The sequence below is a fragment of the Pseudomonas putida genome (genome assembly GCF_001636055.1).
GTDB lineage: Bacteria > Pseudomonadota > Gammaproteobacteria > Pseudomonadales > Pseudomonadaceae > Aquipseudomonas > Aquipseudomonas machongensis.
Map to the genome: position 1 here is coordinate 5,621,638 of NZ_CP011789.1, position 22,691 is coordinate 5,644,328.

Sequence of the window (22,691 nt, forward strand, 5' to 3'; positions counted from 1 at the left end):
GGCAAGGGCAGAGCGTCCCTCGCCGCGCAGGACTGTGCAGATCTACGGATAAAGTACAAATACCGCGGGGCCGCGGCCCGGTGCGCCAAGGCGACCGGGCTTCAAGCCATTGTTATTTTTGTTTTTCCAGCTGGTGGTACTTGCCGTTGGCATCCCACTGGTAGACCACGTAGTCGGAGACGGTCAGGTCGCCCTTGCTGTCCCACTTCTTCTCGCCCATGACGGTCTTGACCGGATTGGCCTTGAGCCACTTGGCGGCGTCTTCGCCCTTGTTCGACTTGGCGCCGTTGAACGCGGCGGCCAGCGCCTGGATCGAGGCGTAGGCATACAGGGTATAGCCCTCAGGCTCGGTGCCGGCCTTGCGGAACTCCTCGACCACCGCCTTGCTGTCCGGCAGCAAGCGCGGGTCGGCACCAAAGGTCATGTACACGCCGTCGGTGTATTGCGCACCGCCTGCGGTGGCCACCAGTTCGTCGGTGACGATACCGTCGTCGGACATGAACTTGACGTCCTTCAGGCCCTGCTCGCGCAGTTGGCGCACCAGCGGACCGGCTTCCGGGTGCAGGCCGCCGAAGTAGACGACGTCGGCACCGGTGGAGCGGATCTTGGTGACCACGGCGCTGAAGTCCTTCTCGCCACGGGTCAGGCCTTCGTACAGCACAGGCTTGACGCCGCGCTTCTCGAGCTGCGCCTTGGTCGCATCGGCCAGGCCCTGGCCATAGGTGTCCTTGTCGTGCAGGACCGCGACCTTCTTGCCCTTGAGCACATCGACGATGTAGTCGCCGGCAACGATGCCCTGCTGGTCGTCACGTCCGCACATGCGGAACATGGCCGACAGGCCACGCTCGGTGACCTGCGGGTTGGTCGACCCGGGGGTGATCGCGATGACGCCCGCTTCGTCGTACACCTCGGAGGCGGGAATGGTGTTGGAGGAGCAGAAGTGTCCGACCACGCCGATCACCTTGTCCTGATCGACCAGGCGGTTGGCAACGGCCACGGCCTGCTTCGGCTCGCAGGCGTCATCGCCCTTGACCAGGACGATCTTCTCGCCGTTGATGCCGCCGGCCTTGTTGACCACATCGGCTGCCGCCTGGGCGCCCTTCATGTATTGCTCGCCAAACGCTGCGTTGGCGCCGGTCATCGGGCCCGCTACGCCGATCTTTACGTCGGCCTGTACATACGAAGAAACACCCAGTGCCGTAGCCACGGCCAGTGCCAGGAAACCTTTCTTGTAAAACGTCTGCGACATGAGGTGGTGCTCCTAGAGTTTTTTTAGTTGGCACTACAACTTCATCAACCCTGTGCTCTGAGCAAGGGCCGTGCCATCGGTTTTGTCTTCCGGGAAAACACACTCCGCTGGGCCACTGCAGACCTCCGGCGGTCGTTTCTTTATTGAGCGTGCAACCGTCTGCCACAGGGCAGGCGCCACTGAACGCAAAACAAAGGAGCAACCGCAAGGTGCCATCATTGCAACCCTCGCAAGTGTTTACGTGCAACCATCCTGTAACAGCATGACGTCACCGAAGTGCACACCGCTGGTGCGCGACTGCTACAGGCAGGCACTGTTTCAAGGCTAGACGCTGTGACGGGGAATGGTGGTTTATCGATGATGGCCTTTCGCAGTCAGGCGGCGTTTCCCCGCAAAGGGGCCACCACAAATCCCTGCCCCCCTCTCGAAGCTGGCACAATAGGCACCAATCGCCGCCCTGGAGCCATTCAATGAGCGAGAGCGCATTCGCCGAGCGCATCGTGCATAACCTGCTCGACACCGACTTCTACAAGCTCACCATGATGCAGGGCGTCCTGCACAACTACCCGGACGCCGACGTGGAATGGGAATTCCGCTGCCGCAATGGCGAAGACCTGCGCCCCTATCTGGGCGAAATCCGCCGGCAGATCGAACGGCTGGCCGACCTCACCCTCGACGACGGCCAACTGACCTTCCTCGAGCGTATCAGCTTCCTCAAGCCCGACTTCCTGCGCTTTCTCGGCCTGTTCCGCTTCAACCTGCGCTACCTGCGCATCGGCATCGAGCACGACCAGCTGTTCCTGCGCCTGCGCGGCCCGTGGCTGCACGTAATCCTGTTCGAGGTGCCGCTGCTGGCGATCATCAGTGAAGTGCGCAACCGCCACCTGCATCCGCAGATGCGCCTGAACGCTGCGCGCGACCAGCTCCATCGCAAGTTCGACTGGTTGCGCGCCAATGCCAGCGAAGAGGAGCTGCGCGCCCTGCAGGTCGCCGACTTCGGCACCCGCCGACGCTTCTCGAGCCGCGTGCAGGAAGAAGTGGTGCGGGTGATGCGCGATGACTTCCCGGCACGCTTCGTCGGCACCAGTAACGTCGACCTGGCATGGAAACTGGATATCAAGCCACTTGGCACCATGGCCCACGAATGGATCATGGCCCACCAGCAACTCGGCCCACGGTTGATCGACAGCCAGATCGCCGCACTGGACTGCTGGGTGCGCGAGTACCGCGGGCTGCTCGGCATCGCCTTGACCGACTGCATCACCATGGATGCATTCCTCGGCGACTTCGACCTGTACTTCGCCAAGCTCTTCGACGGCCTGCGCCACGATTCGGGCGAGCCGGTGGCCTGGGCGGAAAAGGCCATCGCGCACTACCGCAAGCTGGGGATCGATCCGATGACCAAGACCCTGGTGTTCTCCGATGGCCTGGACCTGCCGCGCACCCTGCAGATCTTCCGCGCACTGCGCGGTCGCATCAATGTCAGCTTCGGCATCGGCACCAACCTGACCTGTGACATTCCGGGTGTGGCGCCGATGAGCATCGTGCTTAAAATGACCGACTGCAACGGCTCGCCAGTGGCGAAGATTTCCGACGAAGCCGCCAAGACCCAATGCCGCGACGAGAACTTCGTCGCCTACCTGCGTCACGTATTCAAAGTCCCTAGCAAGGAGTAACCCATGCAAGCCGTTCAGCAAGAGATTGCCCAGGCGCTCAAGGTACAGCCGCCCTTCGCCGACGCCGCCGCGCTCGAGAAGGAAGTGGCCCGGCGCGTGGCCTTCATCAAGGACTGCCTGGCCAACGCCCGGCTCAAGACCCTGGTGCTAGGCATCAGCGGCGGCGTCGATTCGCTGACCGCTGCCCTGCTCGCCCAACGCGCTGTCAATGAACTGCGCGCCGAGACCGGCGACCAGGCCTATACCTTCATCGCCGTACGCCTGCCCTACCAGGTACAGCACGACGAGCACGACGCTCAGGCCTGCCTGGAGGTGATCAAGGCAGACGAAGTGCACACCGTCGATATCGCCCCGGCTGTCAGGGCCCTGGCCGCCGAAGTGGTGGAACTGAAGAACGGTTCGCCGACCCTGGTCGACTTCGTCGTCGGCAACGTCAAGGCGCGCACCCGCATGGTCGCCCAGTACACCATCGCTGGCGCGCGCGCAGGCCTGGTGATCGGCACCGACCACGCCGCCGAGGCGGTGATGGGCTTCTTTACCAAGTTCGGTGATGGTGCCTGTGACCTGGCGCCGCTGAGCGGGCTGGTGAAGAACCAGGTGCGGGCGATCGCGCGCAGCTTCGGTGCGCCGGAATCGCTGGTGGAGAAGGTGCCGACTGCAGATCTGGAAGACCTGGAACCAGGCAAGCCGGACGAGGCATCGCACGGGGTGACCTACAAGGAGATCGACGCCTTCCTGCACGGTGAGTCGGTGCGCCAGGAAGCCTTCGACATTATCGTCGCCACCTACCGCAAGACCCAGCACAAGCGCGAACTGCCGTTCGCCCCTTGAAAAGCTTCGCGGGCAAGCGCGCTCCCACAAGTTGTTCACTGTTCTCAAGGGCAGTGAACAACTTGTGGGAGCGGGCTTGCCCGCGAGTTGGGCCTTAAGGCCCTACACAACAGCCATTACTTGACGACAACCTTGCCCTTCATCATCGAGATGTGGCCCGGGAAGGTGCAGAAGAAGCTGTAGTCGCCACCGGCTTCGAGCTTGGAGGTGTCCAGCTTGATGGTGTCTTTCTCGCCAGCGCCGATCATCTTGGTGTGGGCGATGATCGCAGCGTTGTCAGCCTTGATGTAGTCCTTGTCCAGACCCTGGGTCATGCCCTCGGTGGCAATGGCCTGCATGTCGGCCGTCTTGCTGATCACCAGGTTATGGCCCATGACGTTCTTCGGCAGGCTGCCACCATGAGTCAGTTCGATCTCGACGGTCTTGCAGCTCTTGTCGACGGTGAACTCCTTGGTGTTGAACGACATCTGGTCGGTAGAGTCGACAGTCACCTTGCAGTCGGCGGCAAAGACAGAAGCGCTGGCGAGGGTCAGCAGGGATACCGCTACAGCTTTCGCAAACATCGTGAATCTCCTTGGCAGGGTTTTATCAATTGCGAGACTGCCTGAAACCGGCCAGGCCCTTGCTGATTTGAATCAAGGGCCATCAATGAGCCAGCCAGTAGTATTGTTCAATGGATTGTATACAAACAATCTAAGAGCACATCATGCCTGCTTGATAGACGATGGGACAACCTCTCATTTAGGAGCAAGTGCCATGAATCTCGGAAATTTCATGCGCGGCCTGTTGGCTGCCTATGCGTGCGGCGCAACCGGTGCTGCGGTCTGCGAGTTCGCCCGACCGGAGTGAACTCGACGCTTGGAGCACGCTGCATTGCGTCTTACCCTGTGTGCCCCGCTGCCTGCGCAGCGGGTGAACTGCACTGGAGATAAGCAATGCCCGTACGTTCCGTCTGTGTCTTCTGCGGCGCCAGCATCGGCGCCAACCCGGCCTATCGTGAGGCCGCCATCGCCCTCGGCCAGGCCATCGCCCACCGCGGCCTGACTCTGGTCTACGGCGGTGGCGCCGTCGGCCTCATGGGCATCGTCGCCGATGCTGCCATGGCCGCTGGTGGCGAAGTCATCGGCATCATCCCGCAGAGCCTGATGGACGCCGAAGTCGGCCACAAAGGGCTGACGCGCCTGGAGGTGGTCGACGGCATGCATGCCCGCAAGGCGCGCATGGCCGAGCTCAGCGATGCCTTCATCGCCCTACCGGGTGGGCTGGGTACGCTGGAAGAGTTGTTCGAGGTCTGGACCTGGGGCCAACTGGGCTATCACGCCAAGCCGCTGGGGCTGCTGGATGTGAATGGCTTCTATGAAAAGCTTGGCGGCTTCCTCGACCATATCGTCGAGGAAGGTTTCGTGCGGCCGCAGCACCGGGCGATGCTGTTGCTCGGTCAGCAGGCGGATGAGCTGCTCGATGGCATGGACAGCTTCATCGCCCCGGTGGCGCCGAAGTGGGTCGATCACAAGCCTGATTGATCGTTTTACAGAACCTGTGGGGACGGCGCTTCGCCCCCACCATGTTCCTTGCGGGCCTGGAGGTCAGCGCGGAATCACTGGCTGGCGCGGCTTCTTGTTGCCCTTGCCGCCTTTGGCCGCTTCCTTGCGCTCCTTGGCCGCCTGCTGGTTGCGGGCGAATGCCTCGGCCTTGGCCTTCTCGCGCTTGTCCCACGGCTTGCTGCCATCGCTGGCACGCGGCGGCAGGCCGTTGTGCTGGGTGAGGATCTTCTGCTCCTTGGCCACCTTGTGGCTGCCAGCCGGCGTCGAGTTCTTGCGACGGGCGCTCTGGTAGCTGTCGGTCTGCGGCTGGTGCAGCGGGATCAACTGGTGCTTGCCCGGGCCGATCAGGTCGGCGCGCCCCATGCGGGTCAGCGCTTCACGCAGCATCGGCCAGCCCTTCGGGTCGTGGTAGCGCAGGAACGCCTTGTGCAGGCGGCGCTGCTCGTCGCTCTTGACGATCTCCACACCCTCACTCTTGTAGGTAACCTTGCGCAGCGGGTTCTTGCCCGAGTGGTACATGGCCGTGGCGGACGCCATGGGCGAAGGGTAGAACGCCTGCACCTGGTCGGCGCGGAAACCGTTGCCCTTGAGCCAGAGGGCCAGGTTCATCATGTCTTCGTCGGTGGTACCAGGATGCGCAGCGATGAAGTACGGGATCAGGTACTGCTCCTTGCCCGCTTCCTTCGAGTACTTCTCGAACATGCGCTTGAAGCGGTCGTAGCTGCCGATACCCGGCTTCATCATCTTGTCCAGCGGACCACGCTCGGTGTGCTCCGGGGCGATCTTGAGGTAGCCACCGACGTGGTGGGTGACCAGCTCCTTCACGTACTCCGGCGACTCGACCGCCAGGTCGTAACGCAGGCCCGAGGCGATGAGGATCTTTTTCACCCCCGGCAGCGCACGCGCCTTGCGATACAGCGAGATCAGCGAGCTGTGGTCGGTATTGAGGTTCTCGCAGATGCCCGGGAACACACATGACGGCTTGCGGCAGTGCTTCTCGATCTCGTGGCTCTTGCAGGCGATGCGATACATGTTGGCGGTCGGGCCGCCCAGGTCGGAGACCACGCCGGTGAAGCCCGGTACCTTGTCGCGCATCTCCTCGATCTCGTGCAGGATCGATTCGTGGGAGCGGTTCTGGATGATCCGGCCTTCGTGCTCGGTGATCGAGCAGAAGGTACACCCGCCGAAGCAGCCGCGCATGATGTTCACCGAGAAGCGGATCATCTCGTAGGCCGGGATGCGCTCCTTGCCATAGGCCGGGTGCGGGACGCGCGCGTAGGGCATGCCGAACACGTAGTCCATTTCCTCGGTGCTCATCGGAATGGGTGGTGGGTTGAACCACACGTCCACTTCACCGTGCTTCTGCACCAGGGCGCGGGCGTTGCCTGGGTTGGTTTCCAGGTGCAGCACGCGGTTGGCGTGGGCATAGAGCACCGGGTCGTTGCGTACCTTCTCGAACGATGGCAGACGGATCACCGACTTCTCGCGGGTCATGCGCGGGCTGTCGAGAATCTGTACGACCTTGGCTTCGTTCGGGTCTTCCACCTCGCCCTTGGCCTGCTCGATGGCGCAGGCCTGGGTGTCCTGGGTGTTGACGTAGGGGTTGATGATCTTGTCGACACGGCCCGGACGGTCGATGCGGGTGGAGTCGATCTCGTACCAGCCCTCGGGGGTGTCCCGGCGGATGAACGCGGTGCCGCGCACGTCGGTGATCGACTCGATCTTCTCGCCGTTGGACAAGCGCTGGGCAACCTCGACCACCGCCCGCTCGGCGTTGCCGAACAGCAGGATATCGGCGCTGGCATCGACCAGGATCGAGTGGCGGACCTTGTCCTGCCAGTAGTCGTAGTGGGCGATGCGGCGCAGCGAGGCCTCGATGCCACCGAGCACGATCGGCACGTGCTTGTAGGCTTCCTTGCAGCGCTGGCTGTACACCAGGCTGGCGCGGTCCGGACGGCTGCCGGCCAGGCCACCAGGCGTGTAGGCGTCGTCGGAACGCACCTTCTTGTCGGCGGTGTAACGGTTGATCATCGAATCCATGTTGCCGGCCGCGACACCGAAGAACAGGTTCGGCTCGCCGAGCTTCATGAAGTCGTCTTTGGACTGCCAGTTCGGCTGGGCAATGATACCGACGCGAAAGCCCTGGGCTTCCAGCAGGCGGCCGATGATGGCCATGCCGAACGATGGGTGGTCGACGTAGGCGTCACCGGTCACGATGATGATGTCGCAGGAATCCCAGCCGAGCTGATCCATCTCCTCCCTGCTCATCGGCAGGAAAGGCGCTGGCCCGAAGCATTCGGCCCAGTACTTGGGATAGTCGTAGAGTGGTTTGGCTGCTTGCATGTCAGTGACCGGTTCTGGTGTGCAGGGAAATCGCGGGCGCGGAATATAGCACAAATTTTGACCAAATCCGACGGTGGTGGTCGGAATCATAGTGATCGCCCAGAAAAACATCGCCCCCCTGTGGTAGCGGGTTTACCCGCGAATGCGATGGCGGGTTCAACATCGCATTCGCGGGTAAACCCGCTACCACAGGGGGGCCGATTCAGTTCTGGGGGGTTATTCGTCGTCGTCGAAGTTGTACATGCCCGGCGCCAGGTTCTCGAAGCGGGTGTACTTGCCAATGAACGCCAGGCGTACAAAACCGATCGGACCGTTACGCTGCTTGCCGATGATGATTTCCGCCACGCCCTTGTGCTCGGTCTCGGGGTGATACACCTCGTCACGGTAGACGAACATGATCACGTCGGCGTCCTGCTCGATCGCTCCGGATTCACGAAGGTCGGAGTTGACCGGGCGCTTGTTCGGGCGCTGCTCCAGGGAGCGGTTGAGCTGCGACAGCGCGATGACCGGGCAGTTGAACTCCTTGGCCAGGGCCTTGAGCGAGCGCGAGATCTCGGAAATCTCGTTGGTCCGGTTGTCGCCGGCCGAGCCCGGAATCTGCATCAGCTGCAGGTAGTCGACCATGATCAGCGCGATCTCGCCATGCTCACGCGCCAGGCGGCGGGTACGTGCACGCATCTCCGAGGGGCTGATACCGGCGGTGTCGTCGATGAACAGCTTGCGGTCATTGAGCAGATTGACCGCCGAGGTCAGGCGCGGCCAGTCATCGTCGTCGAGCTGGCCGGAGCGGACCTTGGTCTGGTCGATGCGACCCAGCGACGAGAGCATACGCATGATCAGCGATTCGCCAGGCATCTCGAGGGAGAACACCAGCACAGCCTTGTCGCTGCGCAGCACGGCGTTCTCGACCAGGTTCATGGCGAAGGTGGTCTTGCCCATCGACGGACGGCCGGCGACGATGACCAGGTCGGCGGGCTGCAGGCCGCTGGTCTTCTCGTCCAGGTCGGTAAAGCCGGTGGAAACACCGGTGATGTCGCTGTCGGAGTTGAACAAGGTGTCGATACGGTCGATAGCCATGGTCAACAGCTCGTTGACCCCCACCGGTCCACCGGTCTTGGGCCGCGCCTCGGCGATCTGGAAGATCTGCCGCTCGGCGTCGTCGAGAATCTCTTCGGCGTTGCGCCCTTGCGGGTTGAAGGCGTTGTCGGCGATGTCGGTACTGATGCTGATCAATTGGCGCAGCGTCGCCCGCTCGCGGATGATCGCGGCGTAGGCCTTGATGTTGGCCACCGACGGAGTGTTCTTGGCCAGCTCGGCCAGGTACGCCAGGCCACCGACCTGGGTCGATAGGCCTTCCTTGTCCAACTGCTCGTGCAGGGTGACCACGTCGAACGGCTGGTTGGCATCGGCCAGCTTGTGCACAGCACGGAAAATCAGACGGTGGTCATGCCGGTAGAAATCGCCATCGGACACCTGGTCCAGCACTCGCTCCCAGGCGTTGTTATCCAGCATCAAGCCACCGAGCACAGCCTGTTCGGCCTCGATGGAATGCGGCGGCACTTTCAGGGCAGCGGTTTGCAGGTCGAGCTGTTCGGGATTGGTAATCTCGTTCATGGCCACGCAAGAATTCTGGGGGGTTCAAAAAGACAAAGGGCACGGCCTGAAAAACAGGACCGTGCCCGATGTTAACCGGCTGGCCCGCAAGGGGCCAGTCAGTCAGCGCAGCTTAGGCAGCTACGACGACCACGCGTACGGTGGCTTCAACGTCGCTGTGCAGGTGCACAGCTACGTCGTATTCGCCAACCTGACGGATGGTGCCGTTCGGCAGACGAACTTCAGCCTTGGCCACTTCAACGCCGGAGGCGGTCAGAGCATCAGCGATGTCGTGGGTGCCGATCGAACCGAACAGCTTGCCTTCGTCGCCAGCGGTGGCAGTGATGGTCACTTCCAGCTCGGCCAGTTGGGCAGCGCGGCTTTCAGCCGAAGCTTTCTTGTCGGCAGCGGCTTTTTCCAGCTCTGCACGACGCTCTTCGAATGCAGCCAGGTTAGCGGCGTTGGCAACGGTGGCCTTGCCGAATGGCAGCAGGAAGTTACGGCCGTAACCAGCCTTAACTTTTACTTTGTCGCCCAGGTTGCCCAGGTTGGCGACTTTTTCCAGCAGGATCAGTTCCATTTGGTAAAACCTCTTAACTTTTAACCTTCACCGTTCGCGGAATCATTCCCCTTGGGGGAGTGGCGACCGCGAAAATCAATCAGGCTGTCGACAATGGCCAAGACCACGAGCAACGGATAGGTCAGCTGCATGAACAGCACCAGCGTCACGTACAACCCCACCAGCCAGAACCTGGCCAAGCGTTTCTGGGCCACCAGCCCATGCAGCAGGGCAATGCCCGCGAACATGAGCGGCACACTGCACAGCGGCGTAAGCAAGGCGACGGCGGAACCGAAGTTCGGCCCGAACACCATGCACGCCAGCAGCACCAGTGCCGGCACCAGGGGAATCCGCACCGCTTGAAACTCGCGGCCGAAACCTCCCGGGTTGTACAACGCGGCCTGCCAGTACCGGCCCAACATCAGGGCCAGAACGCTGACGACCTGCAGCAAAGCTGCAATCAGGCCGTTGAGCACCGGTACGATGAGTGCCCCCAGGTGTGCCTGCTCCTCTACCGACAACTGCTGGTAGAGACCGTCGAGCATCTGCGGCAGGGCTTTTTCAAGCGCTCGCGCCAGAGCTTCGATCGGTTCGCGGAACACTGAACCGAGGATGACACCGTACAACAGGCCCAAGGCGATGCTGGACAACAGCACCCGGTTCCAGGAGTGCCCGGCGCGCAACAGCGCAGCCAGCCCCAGCGTCCCCAGCAGCACCATCAAGGTGCGCGGCTCACCGAAGATCCACCAGGCCAGCGCGGGCAAGATGCCCCACACGATGACCGAGGATGCGTCCTTGAAACCACGCCGCAGGAACACCAGGCTCCCGGCGGCGGCACTCAACCAGAACAACAGCGGCAATGCCGCACAACCAGCCACCACGACAGTGGCCTGCACACGACCGCGCATGATGAAATCAGCCAACGCTCGCATGCCTATCCCTTACTACTTGTCGACGACCCGGTCTCAGCGGCCGTGGCTGTCGGTGTAGGGCAGCAGGGCCAGGAAGCGGGCGCGCTTGATAGCGGTAGCCAGCTGACGCTGATAACGAGCTTTGGTACCAGTGATACGGCTTGGAACGATCTTGCCGGTTTCGGATACGTAAGCTTTCAGGGTGTTGAGATCTTTGAAGTCGATCTCTTTCACGTCTTCAGCAGTGAAGCGGCAGAATTTACGACGACGGAAGAAACGTGCCATTTAATAGGCTCCTCTAAAGGTCCGTGGATTACTCGTCAGCGTTATCGCTGGAGTCGCTGTCATTGCTGTCGTCGCCATCGGCGGAGTCAGCATGCTCAGGACGCTCGCGACGCTCACGGCGCTCGCTGCGGTTCTCTTCAGCCTTCAGCATCTCGGACTGACCGGTAACGGCTTCGTCGCGACGGATGACCAGGTTACGGATAACGGCATCGTTGTAGCGGAAGTTGTCTTCCAGCTCGGCCAGGGCCTTGCCGGTGCACTCAACGTTCAGCATCACGTAGTGAGCCTTGTGAACATTGTTGATTGCGTAGGCCAGTTGACGACGGCCCCAGTCTTCCAGGCGGTGGATCTTGCCACCATCTTCTTCGATCAGCTTGGTGTAACGCTCGACCATGCCGCCGACTTGCTCGCTCTGGTCCGGGTGAACCAGGAAGATGATTTCGTAATGACGCATGAATGCTCCTTACGGGTTAGTAGTCTGCCAGCGAATCTGGTCAGACAAGGAGTGAATGACACTGTATGTCTTGCTTGAGAGGAGGCACATGCGCACCCGCCAGCTCGGCAAGGGGCGCAATTGTAGAGAAGGCGGGTTGGACAAGCAAGGTGATTGGCGATTATTTGAACAGTCGGAAACATATTGGCGGCATATGTGAACACGGCGGTGATGCTTTCGCGGGCTTGCCCGCGAAAGCATCACCGCCGCTTCAGACCCTCAACGCTTGGCCTGACGCTGCCTCACCGCCTCGAACAGACACACCCCGGTCGCCACCGAGACGTTCAGACTGCTGACACTACCAGCCATCGGCAGCTTCACCAGGAAGTCGCAATGCTCACGGGTCAGGCGGCGCATGCCCTTGCCTTCTGCGCCCATGATCATCACCAGCGGACCGGTGAGGTCCTGCTGGTAGATCTCCTGCTCCGCTTCGCCAGCAGTGCCGACCACCCACAGGCCGCGCTGCTGGAGTTTCTCCAGGGTGCGCGCCAGGTTGGTCACGGCCACCAGCGGGATTACCTCGGCAGCGCCACAGGCGACCTTGCGCACCACGCCTGTGAGTGTGGCCGACTTGTCCTTGGGAATCACCACGGCAGTTGCGCCCGCAGCATCGGCGGTGCGCAGGCAGGCGCCGAGGTTGTGCGGGTCGGTGACACCGTCGAGCACCAGGATCAGCGGCGGCGTCTCGGTGCGCTCGAGCAACTCCTCGAGCATCGCTTCGCCCCACACCTGGCTTGGGCTCACCTCGGCGACCACACCCTGGTGCACGCCCTCGACCCAGGCGTCCAGCTCACGGCGCTCGGCCTGGCCGACCGCAACGCGGTTTTCTGCAGCCAGTGCCAGCAGCGCCTGAAGACGCGGCTCGCTACGCCCTTCCGACAACCAGATCTGCTTGACCCGCTTGGGATGGTGCTGCAGCAACGCCTGCACGGCATGTACGCCGTAGATTTTTTCCAGCTGACTCATGACTTGCCGCTCTTGCCCTTACGCGGCGCGCCGGACTTCGACGGGCCTTTGCGATGCTTGGTCTTGCCCGCAGCCTTGCTGCCCTTCTCGGCCTTGCTGCTGGTGTGCTGCCGCGCATCCCCCATCAGCGCCTTCTTCATCTCGCGGCTCTTGCGCACTTCGGCGTTACGCTGCACGGCGTCTTTCGGGAAGTAGGCTTCAGAAGCTTCGCTCTTGCGGCTGCGCGGCTTGGGCGAGATCCTCGCCTCGGTGGCCGGTGCCGGTTCAGACTTGGCCGCACCCTTGATGGTCGCAGGCTTGCCGGCGTCAGCCGATTCGCTACGCGGCTTGCGGCCGCCCGGCGCCTTGATCGCGGCTTCGGAAAGTTCGAAGTCGATCTTGCGCTGCTCGAGGTCGACGCGCATCACCTTCACTTCGATGGTGTCGCCCAGGCGGAAGCTGCGACCGGTGCGCTCACCGGCGAGGCGGTGATGCACAGGATCGAAGTGGTAGTAGTCGCCCGGCAGCGCACTGACGTGCACCAGACCCTCGACATAGATGTCGGTCAGCTCGATGAACAGGCCGAAACCGGTCACCGCGGTGATCACGCCTGGGAAGGTTTCGCCCACGCGATCACGCATGTATTCGCACTTGAGCCAGTTGACCACGTCGCGGGTGGCTTCATCGGCACGGCGCTCGGTCATCGAGCACTGCTCGCCCATCTGCTCGAGGCTGTTCTCGTCGTACGGGTAGATCCGCGCCTTGGGAATGCTCATCGCACCGGCGCGCTTGACGTGCGGGGTGTCGATCTTCGAGCGGATCACGCTACGGATGGCGCGGTGCACCAACAGGTCCGGGTAACGGCGGATCGGTGAGGTGAAGTGGGTGTACGCCTCGTAGTTCAGGCCGAAGTGGCCATTGTTCTCGGTGCTGTACACCGCCTGACTCAGCGAGCGCAGCATGACGGTCTGGATCAGGTGGAAGTCCGGGCGCCCGGCGATGCTCGCCAGCAGGGCCTGGTAGTCCTTCGGCGAGGGGTCCTTGCCCTTGTGCAGCGACAGACCCAGCTCACCGAGGAAGGCGCGCAGTTTTTCCAGGCGCTCCGGTGGCGGCCCATCGTGCACGCGGTACAGAGACGGCACGTTGTGCTTCTGCAGGAACTCGGCAGTGGCGACGTTGGCCGCCAGCATGCATTCCTCGATCAACTTGTGGGCGTCGTTGCGCACGGTCGGACGAATTTCGTCGATCTTGCGGTCTTCGCCGAAGATGATCCGGGTTTCCTGGGTTTCGAAGTCGATCGCACCACGGGTATGACGGGCATCGACCAGCACCTTGTACAGCGCGTAGAGGTGCTTGAGGTCCGGTAGTACCGCGCTGTACTCCTCGCGCAGGGCCTTGCCCTCGCGGGTGCGGGAGTGCTCGAGCATGCTGCTGACCTTGTTGTAGGTCAGACGCGCATGGGAGTGGATCACGCCTTCGTAGAACTGGTAGTCGACCATCTGGCCGGCCTTGTTGATGGTCATCTCGCAGACCATGGCCAGGCGATCGACATGCGGATTCAGCGAGCACAGACCGTTGGAGAGTTCCTCGGGCAGCATCGGAATCACACGCTCGGGGAAGTACACCGAGTTGCCACGCTGCTGGGCCTCGACGTCCAGGGCCGAGCCCAGGCGCACGTAGCTGGAAACGTCGGCGATCGCCACGTACAGGCGCCAGCCGCCGGAGAACAGGCGCAGCTTGCCCAGCGGCTCGCAATAGACGGCGTCGTCGAAGTCGCGGGCGTCCTCGCCGTCGATGGTGACGAACGGCAGGTGGCGCAGGTCGATGCGCTTTTCCTTGTCCTTCTCTTCGACTTCGGAGCGGAACTTGCGCGCTTCCTTGATCACGTCCTTGGGCCAGACGTGGGGGATGTCGTAGCTGCGCAGGGCGACATCGATCTCCATGCCCGGCGCCATGTAGTTACCGATCACCTCGACCACATCACCTTGCGGCTGGAACCGCGGGGTCGGCCAGTGGGTGATCTTGATCTCGACGAACTGGCCGATCTTGGCGCCGCCGTTGCGCCCCGCAGTCACCAGCACTTCCTGCTGGATCTTCGGGTTGTCGGGGGTCACATAGCCGATGCCGCCTTCTTCGAAGTAGCGGCCAACCACGCTTTCATGGGCGCGGGAGATGATCTCGACCAGCACGCCTTCGCGGCGGCCACGGCGATCGACACCGGACACGCGGGCAAGGCCGCGGTCGCCGTCGAACACCAGGCGCATCTGCGCAGGGCTGAGGAACAGGTCTTCGCTGCCGTCGTCGGGGATCAGGAAGCCGAAGCCATCGCGGTGGCCGGAGACGCGGCCGCAGATCAGGTCGAGCTTGTCTACCGGGGCATAGGTGCCGCGCCGGGTATAGATAAGCTGACCATCACGCTCCATCGCGCGCAGACGGCGGCGCAGGGCCTCGATCTGGTCTTCTTCGTACAGACCGAACTCTGCCGCCAGCTCCTCGCGCGCGGCGGGTTCGCCACGGTCGGCAAGGCGCTGCAGGATCAGCTCACGGCTGGGGATGGGATTCTCGTATTTTTCCGCTTCGCGAGCGGCCTCGGGATCGAGGGATTGCCAATCGGCCATCAGAAGGGGTTCACCTTGGGGTATATAGATAGGAATTCTGGCATAGGCGTATTGAAACCGGAAATCTTTGCCTTGGACAGCCCCTGCGGGGCACCCCGGCAGCGGCATTAGGTCACTGGAATCAACAACTTGAATTTTTTGAAATTTTTTTCGATCCGGGGCTTTACAGCCCTCAGGGGCATCCGTATAGTGCGCACCACAACGACGGACAGCCGACGTTGTAGTTGAGATGAAACCTGATGTAAAGCATCATGTGACCTCGACAAAATGTGTGCCCAGGTGGCGGAATTGGTAGACGCGCTGGTTTCAGGTATCAGTGACTTAACGGTCGTGGAAGTTCGAGTCTTCTCCTGGGCACCAAATATTTCGAGTGATAGATAGCAGATTTTTCTGTCATTCAGCAACACGATTCAAGTTTCATGCAGTAGATGTAAAAGCTTTGCCCAGGTGGCGGAATTGGTAGACGCGCTGGTTTCAGGTATCAGTGACTTAACGGTCGTGGAAGTTCGAGTCTTCTCCTGGGCACCATATAAAAACCCACTAGCTTGCTAGTGGGTTTTTTCTTGCCTGCGATTTTTGCCCCCCACTGCCCCCGCATCCGCCTCCCCTCGACTATTTGCCTTCATACGGCCACATGAGAAACGATTTCGTTTACCATTGTTTCGAAATATGTAGCCGTAAGCGAGGAAGTACCCGCATGACGATCCGCCCGAAACCGCTGATGCGCACCCTGGCCGCCGCTGTCCTGGGCCTGGTGATTGGCGCGCCGGCCGCCCTGGCAGACGAACCGGTCACGCTGACCATGTACAACGGCCAGCACAAGGAAATCGGCGAAGCCATCGCCAAGGCCTACGAGGCCAAGACCGGTATCCACATCAATATCCGCAAGGGCAGCAGCAATCAGCTGGCCAGCCAGATCATCGAGGAAGGCGCGCGCTCGCCTGCCGACATCATCTACACCGAAGAATCCCCGCCACTGAACAACCTGGGCGAACTGGGCCTGCTGGCGAAGATCGACGACGCCACGCTGGACATGCTGCCCAAGGAATACGTGGGCGCCAACGGCACCTGGATGGGCGTGACCGCGCGCACCCGCGTGGTGGTCTACAACCCGAAGAAGATCGACGAGAAAGACCTCCCCACCACCGTGATGGACTTTGCCGATCCCGAGTGGGATGGCCGCGTCGGTTACGTGCCGACCAGTGGCGCCTTCCAGGAGCAGGCCGTCGCCATCCTCAAGATGCACGGCCGCGAAGCCACTGAAGAATGGCTGACCGGCCTGAAGGCGTTCGGCAAGACCTACACCAACAACATGGTTGCACTGAAAGCAGTGGAAAAAGGCGAAGTCGCTGCCGTGCTGGTGAATAACTATTACTGGTACGCCCTGGAGCGCGAGCGCGGCAAGCTCGACTCCAAGCTCTACTACCTGGCCGACGGTGACGCCGGCAACCTGGTGACCATCTCCGGCGCTGCGGCCGTCAAGGCCAGCAAGCATCCCAAGGAAGCCCAGGCACTGCTCAACTGGATGGCCAGCGAAGAAGGCCAGCGCGTGATCACCCAGACCACCGCCGAATATCCCCTGCACAAAGGCATGGTCTCCGACCGCGGCCTGAAGCCGTTCGAAGAGCTGCGTCCACCGAAGATCAGCCCGGCCGACCTTGGCAATGCCGAAGAAGCCATCGAGCTCGAACGTGAGGTCGGTCTGCTCTGATGACTGCCGCCGCGCCCGATCCGGCCCTGGTACGCTTCGTGCCACGCCGCAAGCGCCCCTCCGTGTGGGTGGTGCTGCCTGTGCTGTTCCTGGTGGCGATGAGCCTGCTGCCACTGCTGTATGTCGCCATCAAGGCCTGGGAAGCCGGCTTGCATGAAGCCCTGCGCCTGCTCTGGCGCCCATTCGTGTGGGGGTTGCTGCGCAACACCTTGCTGCTGATGGTGGGGGTTACCCTGGTGTGCATGGTGGTCGGCCTGGCGCTGGCCTGGCTGCTCGAACGCAGCGACCTGCGCGGGCGCCGCCTGTGGGGCGTGGTGCTGTGCCTGCCGTTTGCCGTACCTTCGTTCGTCAGCAGCTTTACCTGGGTGTCGCTGAGCTCGGACTTCGAAGGGCTCGGCGGGGCGATCCTGGTCATGGCGCTGTCGAAGTATCCGCTGGTGTTCCTGCCGGTGGCGGCAACCTTGCGCAACCTCGACACCTCGCTGGAGGAGTCGGCGCGCACCCTCGGTTGCAGCCGCTGGGGCGTGTTCCTCAAGGTCACCCTGCCATTGCTGTGGCCCGCCATGCTCGGCGGCGCGCTGCTGATCGCCCTGCACATGCTGGTGGAGTTCGGCGCACTGTCGATCCTCGGCCTGCAGACCTTCACCACGGCGATCTACCAGCAGTTCGAACTGGAGTTCAGCAACGCCAACGCCGCAATGCTCTCGGCTGTGCTGCTCGCACTGTGCCTGGTGATGCTCTGGCTGGAGCTGCGCGTGCGCGGCAAGGCCCGCCACGTGCGCATCGGCCAGGGCGTGGCGCGTCGGGCACAGCCCTTGCGGCTCAAAGGCTGGAGCCTGCCAGCACAGCTGTTCTGTCTCGGGCTGGCGGTGCTGGGCAGCGGCATTCCGCTGGCCATGCTTGGCTATTGGCTGAGTGTCGGCTCGTCGGCAGCCTTCCCGGCGGCGGCAATCGGCAAGGCCTTGCTGACCTCCCTGTCGGTATCGCTGGGCGGTGCTGGCTTCTGCGTAGTGCTGGCATTGCCGATCAGCTTCCTGGTGGTGCGCTATAAAGGCCGCCTGGCGATCTGGGCCGAACGCCTGCCCTACCTGCTGCATGCGCTTCCCGGCCTGGTGATCGCTCTGACCCTGGTGTTCTTCGCCCTGCACTACGTGCCAGCGCTCTACCAGACCACTGCGCTGCTGATCCTGGCCTACGCCCTGCTCTTCCTGCCGCTGGCCCAGGCGCCAGTGCGCACAGCGCTGAACAAGGCCTCGCCAACGCTCGAGGAAGCCGCCCGCACCCTGGGCGCCAGCAGCTTCGCGGCATTCTGCCGGGTCACGCTACCGATCATCTTCCCGGCCCTGGCTGCGGCCTTCGCCCTGGTGTTCCTGGATGCCATGAAGGAGCTGACCGCGACCTTGCTGCTCAGCCCGACTGGCATGACTACCCTGGCCACGGAAGTCTGGGCGCATACTGCCAATGTCGAGTTCGCGGCCGCCGCGCCCTACGCGGCGCTGCTGATCCTGGTATCGGGATTGCCGGTATACCTGCTGACGACACGGATGTACCTGAACAAGGCGTAGCATCGAGGCCCGGGCGCAGGCAGCCCGGGCCCAGCCATTCAATAGCCCAGCGCGCGTTTTTCCGGTCCGGCACTGACGGCATGGTCCGGTCTGCGCAACTGCAATACCGCGAAAACCGAAAGAACCACCGCCAGCCCCCAAAGGATCGGCGTCGCTCCCTGGCTCAGAGCCACCATCTGCAGACCGACGACCAACAGACGCAACAGCGCATCGAGCCGACCATTGGCCACCGAAGGTTCGCGCAGGCGCGCCACACCCCAGATGACATAAGCCAGGGCGCCTAGATTGATGAAGAACATCGAGGTTGGGTCGAGCACACTGAAGGACGTACCCAGGCCAAGCCAGGCATCGAGCCCGGCAAAAAGCTGGAATGCCCAGGCACTCAGCAGTGGAACGGCAAATGGCAGGGTGGCGACGATGTCATAGATCGCGCCGATGCGGACGATGTTGGCGTAACGGGATTGATTCATTGGCAAACCTCCATGTGCATGCGTTCGAGAAGCGCTCTGACTTCGTAGAATTGTCCTGATTGCAGCGCGATCGCGTGACGTCGACCAAGCAGTTCGACGATTTGCGCGGCGCGTTGTTGCGCACTGACGATGTACCCCGGCTGCGTCGAGCGCTCTCGCAAAGCCACCAGTTCGGGAAAGCGCTCGTCGGCCTGCAGGATGGTTTGCGCCACGGTGGTGGCGACATTGCATAACCCGAGCACCGCAAAGAACACCTGCGGATTCTCCAGCTGGTAGACCTTGGCCAGGGCGTTGAGGGCGGCCTTGGAGACACTGTAGGAAAGCATGCCTGCGCGCTGACGAATGCCTGAAACCGAGGCCGAGAACACCACCTGGCTAACCTTGGCCTGTCGGCACAGCAGCAGGTCAAGCACCCATTTCACCGCTACCAGATTGAGCTCCAGCACCGAGCGGAAGGACTCCACTGGCGTATTGCTCGCAAGCTCCGGCGCGCTGCCGAATGTTCCGGCATTAAGGTAGGCCGTTTCGAATGTCGTCTCACCGATGAAGGCCTGCAGAACAGGCTGGACAGCCTCGCCCGCACAAAGATCCAGCGCCCGGAAATGCATGCGTGGATGCTCCAGCAGCGCCGTTGGTACCCGTCGCGAAATACCCCAGACCTCATCGCCCCGCTCCAAGTGTAACCTGGCCAGTGCCAGCCCGATGCCCGAACTGACGCCCGTAATGAATATGTGAGCCATCAGTGCCTCACTCGAACTTGCCGATGTGATAGCCGCCATCGACGCTCAACACGCTGCCAGTCATGTAGCTGGCGCCGTCGCCAAGCAGGAACAACACTGCAGCAGCCACCTCGCCTGCCTCGCCGAAGCGCTTCATGACCGTAGCGTTGATCTTGCGCTCGGTGCCCCCAGGATTGGCCGCCAGCCGCTCCGGAGAGTTCATCCCGCCAAGAATCGGCCCTGGCGCTACCGCATTGACACGCACTGCATGGCGCCCATCGCGGTCGCAGGCATTCTCCATCGCCACCACTTGGGTCAGGGCGTTGAGCCCTGCCTTGCTCGCCACATAAGCAGCCTGGTTGGGCATGGCCATCACCCCCGCGCAGGAGGACAGATTGACGATCGAGCCGCCTGCCTTCCTGGCGATCAACCGCAACTCATGTTGCAGGCAATACAACGGGCCGCTCAGATTGATACGCACGACCCGCTCCCAGTCCTGTACCTGAAGGTCGGCGACCTGCGCATATGGTGCAGTGATACCCGCGGCATTGACGGCATGGTCGAGTCCGCCGAAACGCGCCTCTATCTCGGCGAAGGCATCGCGCACCGCGCCAGGCTCAGCTACATCGCACGGGATGAAACTGGCCTGCGCGCCCAGTTGCTCAAGCGCCGAACGCCCCTTCTCCAGGCTGCGGCCGAGCACAACGACGCGCGCCCCCTCCTCGCTCAGCCGCCGGGCAATGCTCAGGCCGATACCACTGCTGCCACCGGTGACAACGATGGTCTTTCCCTGAAACTGCATCTGGACTCTCCTTAGTCATATCGAATAGAGGCTGGCCGCTTGTACCGGTCATTGACGCAGCAGTACACGCGATCCAGCTGGGGATTGCTCTTGTCACGGAAACAGTTGCCCTCGAATCGACAGGCATGAACACTTCCCGGCTTGCCCTGCAACGACTTGTTCACCAGGTCGTTGTCAGCGAACAGGGCACGACTCATGCCCACCAGGTCAGTCACGCCCAGCTCGAGCAAGGCTTCGGCCTGGGCCAGCGAGCCAGTGAAGCCGGCAAAGCCGACCGGGAGCGACGTCAGTTCGCGGATGTGCTTCACGCCATGCACCAGCATGGCGTGCACACGCGGATCGGCGCGCAGCATGTAATGGAACGTTTCCTTGATTGCCGCCGAGCACATCAAGGCCGCCACGCCTGCACGCTCCAGCGCAGGCACCACCTGCTCGAGCAGGGCCGGTTGCTGCCCCTTGTCACCCAGGCAATCATCGATACCCAGACGTACGGAGATGTCGATGCCGCCCTGGGTTGCCTCCACGATCGCGTCCATGACCTCCAGCAGCAGGCGGGCCCGGCGCAATGGCGAGCCGCCGTAGCGATCCGTTCGCCGGTTGCTGTAGGGCGAGAGAAAGCTGCTCAACAGGTAGCCATTGGAGGCCTGCAATTGCACCATGCGGGCGCCGGCTTGCTGCGCCAGACGTGCTGCATGGGCGAACTGGGCACAGACGCTGCGGGCATCCTCGTGAGTCATGACCCTCGTGCCGCGACGACTTCGACTACCCACTGCCCGGCTGGGCGCCAGTAGAACTCCGCCACTGCGAGCCAGATCGCCCTGGCTGCCGTAGTGCTGCAATTGCACGACCACGGGGCAGGCATTTTCCCGCCCGTAGTCGATCAGCGGCGCCAAGTGGTGGACGTGACGCTGCTCGTACAGGCACAACCCTCCCTCGTGCAGCCGTGTGGATGCATCGACTGCGGAGTTGGCCAATACCACCATGGCGCAGCCTCCATCGATGATGCCCTTGTAGAAGGTCAGCATCTGCGGCGTCAGGCAACCTTCACGACCCAGATCGATACCCATGGGTGCGAAGTACACACGGTTCTTCAGGTTCAGGTGTCGTCCGAGGGTGATGGACTGGCGCGTCAGCGGGTATCCCGAGGCCACGCCGGTTACCCGCTCTGCCGATCATTGCAAGGCGCGCCCTGGGCATCATTGCTTGCCAGGGCAGCCACCGACAGTTCCTGCAAGGGCTCGTGGAAGCAGTGGCACTTGATGACTTCCTTGAGCGTCGACAGCGTGGCGCGATCAAGCTTGGCGAATACGGCCAGTTGCACCGCGGGCTGTTGTGAAGGTCGGCACTCGACGATCGGAAAGCTCAGAAAACCCATGTCCCGCACATAGATGGACAGTTGCACCACCTCATGGGCCTGCGCGTTTTCCTCCACGCGAAACCTCACCGCCCGCAGTGAAACATGCTCGAGCAACCCCTCGACTGCCGTGCCGCGCGCCGTGTGCAACAAAACCTGCGGCAACACGCGGTTGGAGGGGGCGAACCAGTGGCTCTCCGGAAAGTTGACCGTGCGCATGCGCTTGAAAAGCGGCATCTTGATCGCACTGCCACGCAGGCGCAGCGTGGTGACCAGATTACCGTTCTGGAAGAACATCGCGGTCTTGTCCACCGTCCGGGGCAGGGCGCGCTTCTCGCCAGCGCTGTGCTGGACTACAACCTCCACCGCATAGGTGGACTCGGTGTAGTTATTGAAGGAGACGGACAAGTCTTCGATCGAGATCGAGATTTCACCGCGCCGGTAACCCGAATGGCTATAGAAATAATGGTACATCGCCTGACGAGCCACTTCGATCAGCATCAGGCCAGGCACGTGCTCATGGGGCTTGTTGTAGAAAAAGTAGTTGTTGGTGTCGTTCATCAGGCCGTACGACGACAGGTTGGCACGTGTCCAACCCGGCAGCGCGTGCAGCGTGTCGGCCAATTGAGTGACCAACGCCGGATCTGCTGCCGGCAACCCGAAACGCCTCTGCAGGTAGCACTCGACCTGACGCGGTAGCCACGCAGCGGACAGTCGGTAGCCCCCCTCGTGCAAGGCATAGTAGGCCTGGGCATTCATTTCGAAACTGTCGAGGGAGTCGAAATCTTCCTGCCCGAGTGTGGTGGGAATGCTGGCAAGCACCCGGCCACCTTGAGCGTCGTCGCGATACAGGACGCCCAACGCAGCACACCCGCGCTCATCGAGATGTTCGAGCAGGAAGTTGGTCTCTTCGACGGTCAGACGAGCCGGCAGAAGATCCTGAAATCCGCAGAGCAGTACGTCGTCCACAGTCCCTTTGTGCAAGACCTGTGGAGTCAGGGGTAACTGACGTTCCATGTTGAT

Annotated in this window: 20 protein-coding genes and 2 tRNA genes; 7 read left to right on the plus strand and 15 right to left on the minus strand. The window is 62.2% G+C overall.

Annotated features, from left to right (window positions below; translation table 11 throughout):
- Positions 1-112 precede the first annotated feature (112 nt).
- A complete protein-coding gene (locus AB688_RS25145) occupies positions 113-1,249 on the minus strand; it encodes a branched-chain amino acid ABC transporter substrate-binding protein (protein WP_054894546.1) in 1,137 nt (378 codons plus the stop codon).
- Positions 1,250-1,719: 470 nt separating this feature from the next.
- On the opposite strand from AB688_RS25145, the gene pncB reads away from it, so the two are divergent.
- Together pncB and nadE are read left to right on the plus strand one after the other, a co-directional pair.
- A complete protein-coding gene (pncB, locus tag AB688_RS25150) occupies positions 1,720-2,925 on the plus strand; it encodes a nicotinate phosphoribosyltransferase (RefSeq protein WP_063546375.1) in 1,206 nt (401 codons plus the stop codon).
- Between the two features lie 3 nt (positions 2,926-2,928).
- The gene (nadE, locus tag AB688_RS25155; RefSeq protein ID WP_063546378.1) at positions 2,929-3,756 is read left to right on the plus strand and encodes an ammonia-dependent NAD(+) synthetase; all 828 of its coding nucleotides are present in this window, start codon (positions 2,929-2,931) and stop codon (positions 3,754-3,756) included.
- 116 nt (positions 3,757-3,872) lie between these two features.
- Here nadE and azu read toward each other — a convergent pair whose 3' ends face one another.
- Complete coding sequence (gene azu, locus AB688_RS25160) at positions 3,873-4,319, minus strand: azurin (protein ID WP_054894543.1); 447 nt, start codon at positions 4,317-4,319, stop codon at positions 3,873-3,875.
- A 372-nt stretch (positions 4,320-4,691) separates the two neighbouring features.
- Here azu and AB688_RS25165 point away from each other — a divergent pair, with 372 nt between their 5' ends.
- Positions 4,692-5,279 (plus strand): TIGR00730 family Rossman fold protein, encoded by a 588-nt coding sequence (locus AB688_RS25165; protein ID WP_054894542.1) that lies wholly within the window; start codon positions 4,692-4,694, stop codon positions 5,277-5,279.
- Positions 5,280-5,342: 63 nt separating this feature from the next.
- Here the strand turns inward: AB688_RS25165 and AB688_RS25170 are convergent, their stop codons facing one another.
- The 8 genes from AB688_RS25170 to rnr all read right to left on the minus strand — a co-directional run bounded on the left by AB688_RS25170 (position 5,343) and on the right by rnr (position 15,047).
- Entirely contained in the window at positions 5,343-7,643 is a 2,301-nt protein-coding gene (locus tag AB688_RS25170) for a YgiQ family radical SAM protein (protein ID WP_063546380.1), read from the minus strand.
- 216 nt (positions 7,644-7,859) lie between these two features.
- Complete coding sequence (dnaB, locus tag AB688_RS25175) at positions 7,860-9,257, minus strand: replicative DNA helicase (RefSeq protein ID WP_054894540.1); 1,398 nt, start codon at positions 9,255-9,257, stop codon at positions 7,860-7,862.
- A 112-nt stretch (positions 9,258-9,369) separates the two neighbouring features.
- Entirely contained in the window at positions 9,370-9,816 is a 447-nt protein-coding gene (rplI, locus tag AB688_RS25180) for a 50S ribosomal protein L9 (RefSeq protein ID WP_003249568.1), read from the minus strand.
- Between the two features lie 20 nt (positions 9,817-9,836).
- Positions 9,837-10,727, minus strand: coding sequence for a hypothetical protein (locus AB688_RS25185; protein ID WP_054894539.1), 891 nt, complete (start codon positions 10,725-10,727; stop codon positions 9,837-9,839).
- A gap of 33 nt (positions 10,728-10,760) precedes the next feature.
- Positions 10,761-10,991 (minus strand): 30S ribosomal protein S18, encoded by a 231-nt coding sequence (rpsR, locus tag AB688_RS25190; protein ID WP_003249563.1) that lies wholly within the window; start codon positions 10,989-10,991, stop codon positions 10,761-10,763.
- 28 nt (positions 10,992-11,019) lie between these two features.
- Positions 11,020-11,445: a 30S ribosomal protein S6 gene (gene rpsF, locus AB688_RS25195; protein WP_029612766.1), complete on the minus strand. Its 426-nt coding sequence runs from the start codon at positions 11,443-11,445 to the stop codon at positions 11,020-11,022.
- Positions 11,446-11,703: 258 nt separating this feature from the next.
- Complete coding sequence (rlmB, locus tag AB688_RS25200) at positions 11,704-12,450, minus strand: 23S rRNA (guanosine(2251)-2'-O)-methyltransferase RlmB (RefSeq protein ID WP_063546384.1); 747 nt, start codon at positions 12,448-12,450, stop codon at positions 11,704-11,706.
- Positions 12,447-15,047 (minus strand): ribonuclease R, encoded by a 2,601-nt coding sequence (gene rnr / locus AB688_RS25205; RefSeq protein WP_063546386.1) that lies wholly within the window; start codon positions 15,045-15,047, stop codon positions 12,447-12,449. Before rnr ends, rlmB begins: the two co-directional genes overlap by 4 nt.
- A 273-nt stretch (positions 15,048-15,320) precedes the next feature.
- On the opposite strand from rnr, the gene AB688_RS25210 reads away from it, so the two are divergent.
- The 4 genes from AB688_RS25210 (at position 15,321) to AB688_RS25225 (ending at position 18,323) form a co-directional block, all read left to right on the plus strand.
- Positions 15,321-15,407, plus strand: a tRNA-Leu gene (locus AB688_RS25210).
- Between the two features lie 81 nt (positions 15,408-15,488).
- Positions 15,489-15,575, plus strand: a tRNA-Leu gene (locus AB688_RS25215).
- Between the two features lie 169 nt (positions 15,576-15,744).
- Entirely contained in the window at positions 15,745-16,758 is a 1,014-nt protein-coding gene (locus tag AB688_RS25220) for an extracellular solute-binding protein (protein ID WP_063546388.1), read from the plus strand.
- Positions 16,758-18,323 carry an ABC transporter permease gene (locus tag AB688_RS25225; RefSeq protein WP_054893196.1) on the plus strand — a complete coding sequence of 522 codons (1,566 nt, stop codon included), beginning with the start codon at positions 16,758-16,760 and terminating at the stop codon, positions 18,321-18,323. The genes AB688_RS25220 and AB688_RS25225 overlap by 1 nt, the downstream gene beginning before the upstream one ends.
- A gap of 38 nt (positions 18,324-18,361) precedes the next feature.
- On the opposite strand, the gene AB688_RS25230 is transcribed toward AB688_RS25225, so the two are convergent.
- Genes AB688_RS25230 through AB688_RS25250 form a run of 5 tightly spaced genes read right to left on the minus strand, consistent with a single transcriptional unit; the run spans position 18,362 to position 22,685 of the window.
- On the minus strand, positions 18,362-18,793 hold the full coding sequence (locus tag AB688_RS25230; protein WP_063546390.1) for a hypothetical protein: 432 nt from the start codon (positions 18,791-18,793) through the stop codon (positions 18,362-18,364).
- Positions 18,790-19,533: an SDR family NAD(P)-dependent oxidoreductase gene (locus AB688_RS25235; RefSeq protein WP_172964809.1), complete on the minus strand. Its 744-nt coding sequence runs from the start codon at positions 19,531-19,533 to the stop codon at positions 18,790-18,792. Before AB688_RS25235 ends, AB688_RS25230 begins: the two co-directional genes overlap by 4 nt.
- A gap of 7 nt (positions 19,534-19,540) precedes the next feature.
- The gene (locus AB688_RS25240; RefSeq protein ID WP_063546393.1) at positions 19,541-20,314 is read right to left on the minus strand and encodes an SDR family NAD(P)-dependent oxidoreductase; all 774 of its coding nucleotides are present in this window, start codon (positions 20,312-20,314) and stop codon (positions 19,541-19,543) included.
- 11 nt (positions 20,315-20,325) lie between these two features.
- A complete protein-coding gene (locus AB688_RS25245) occupies positions 20,326-21,465 on the minus strand; it encodes an NADH:flavin oxidoreductase (RefSeq protein WP_063546395.1) in 1,140 nt (379 codons plus the stop codon).
- Positions 21,466-21,470: 5 nt separating this feature from the next.
- On the minus strand, positions 21,471-22,685 hold the full coding sequence (locus AB688_RS25250) for an AfsA-related hotdog domain-containing protein (RefSeq protein WP_063546397.1): 1,215 nt from the start codon (positions 22,683-22,685) through the stop codon (positions 21,471-21,473).
- Positions 22,686-22,691: the final 6 nt, after the last annotated feature.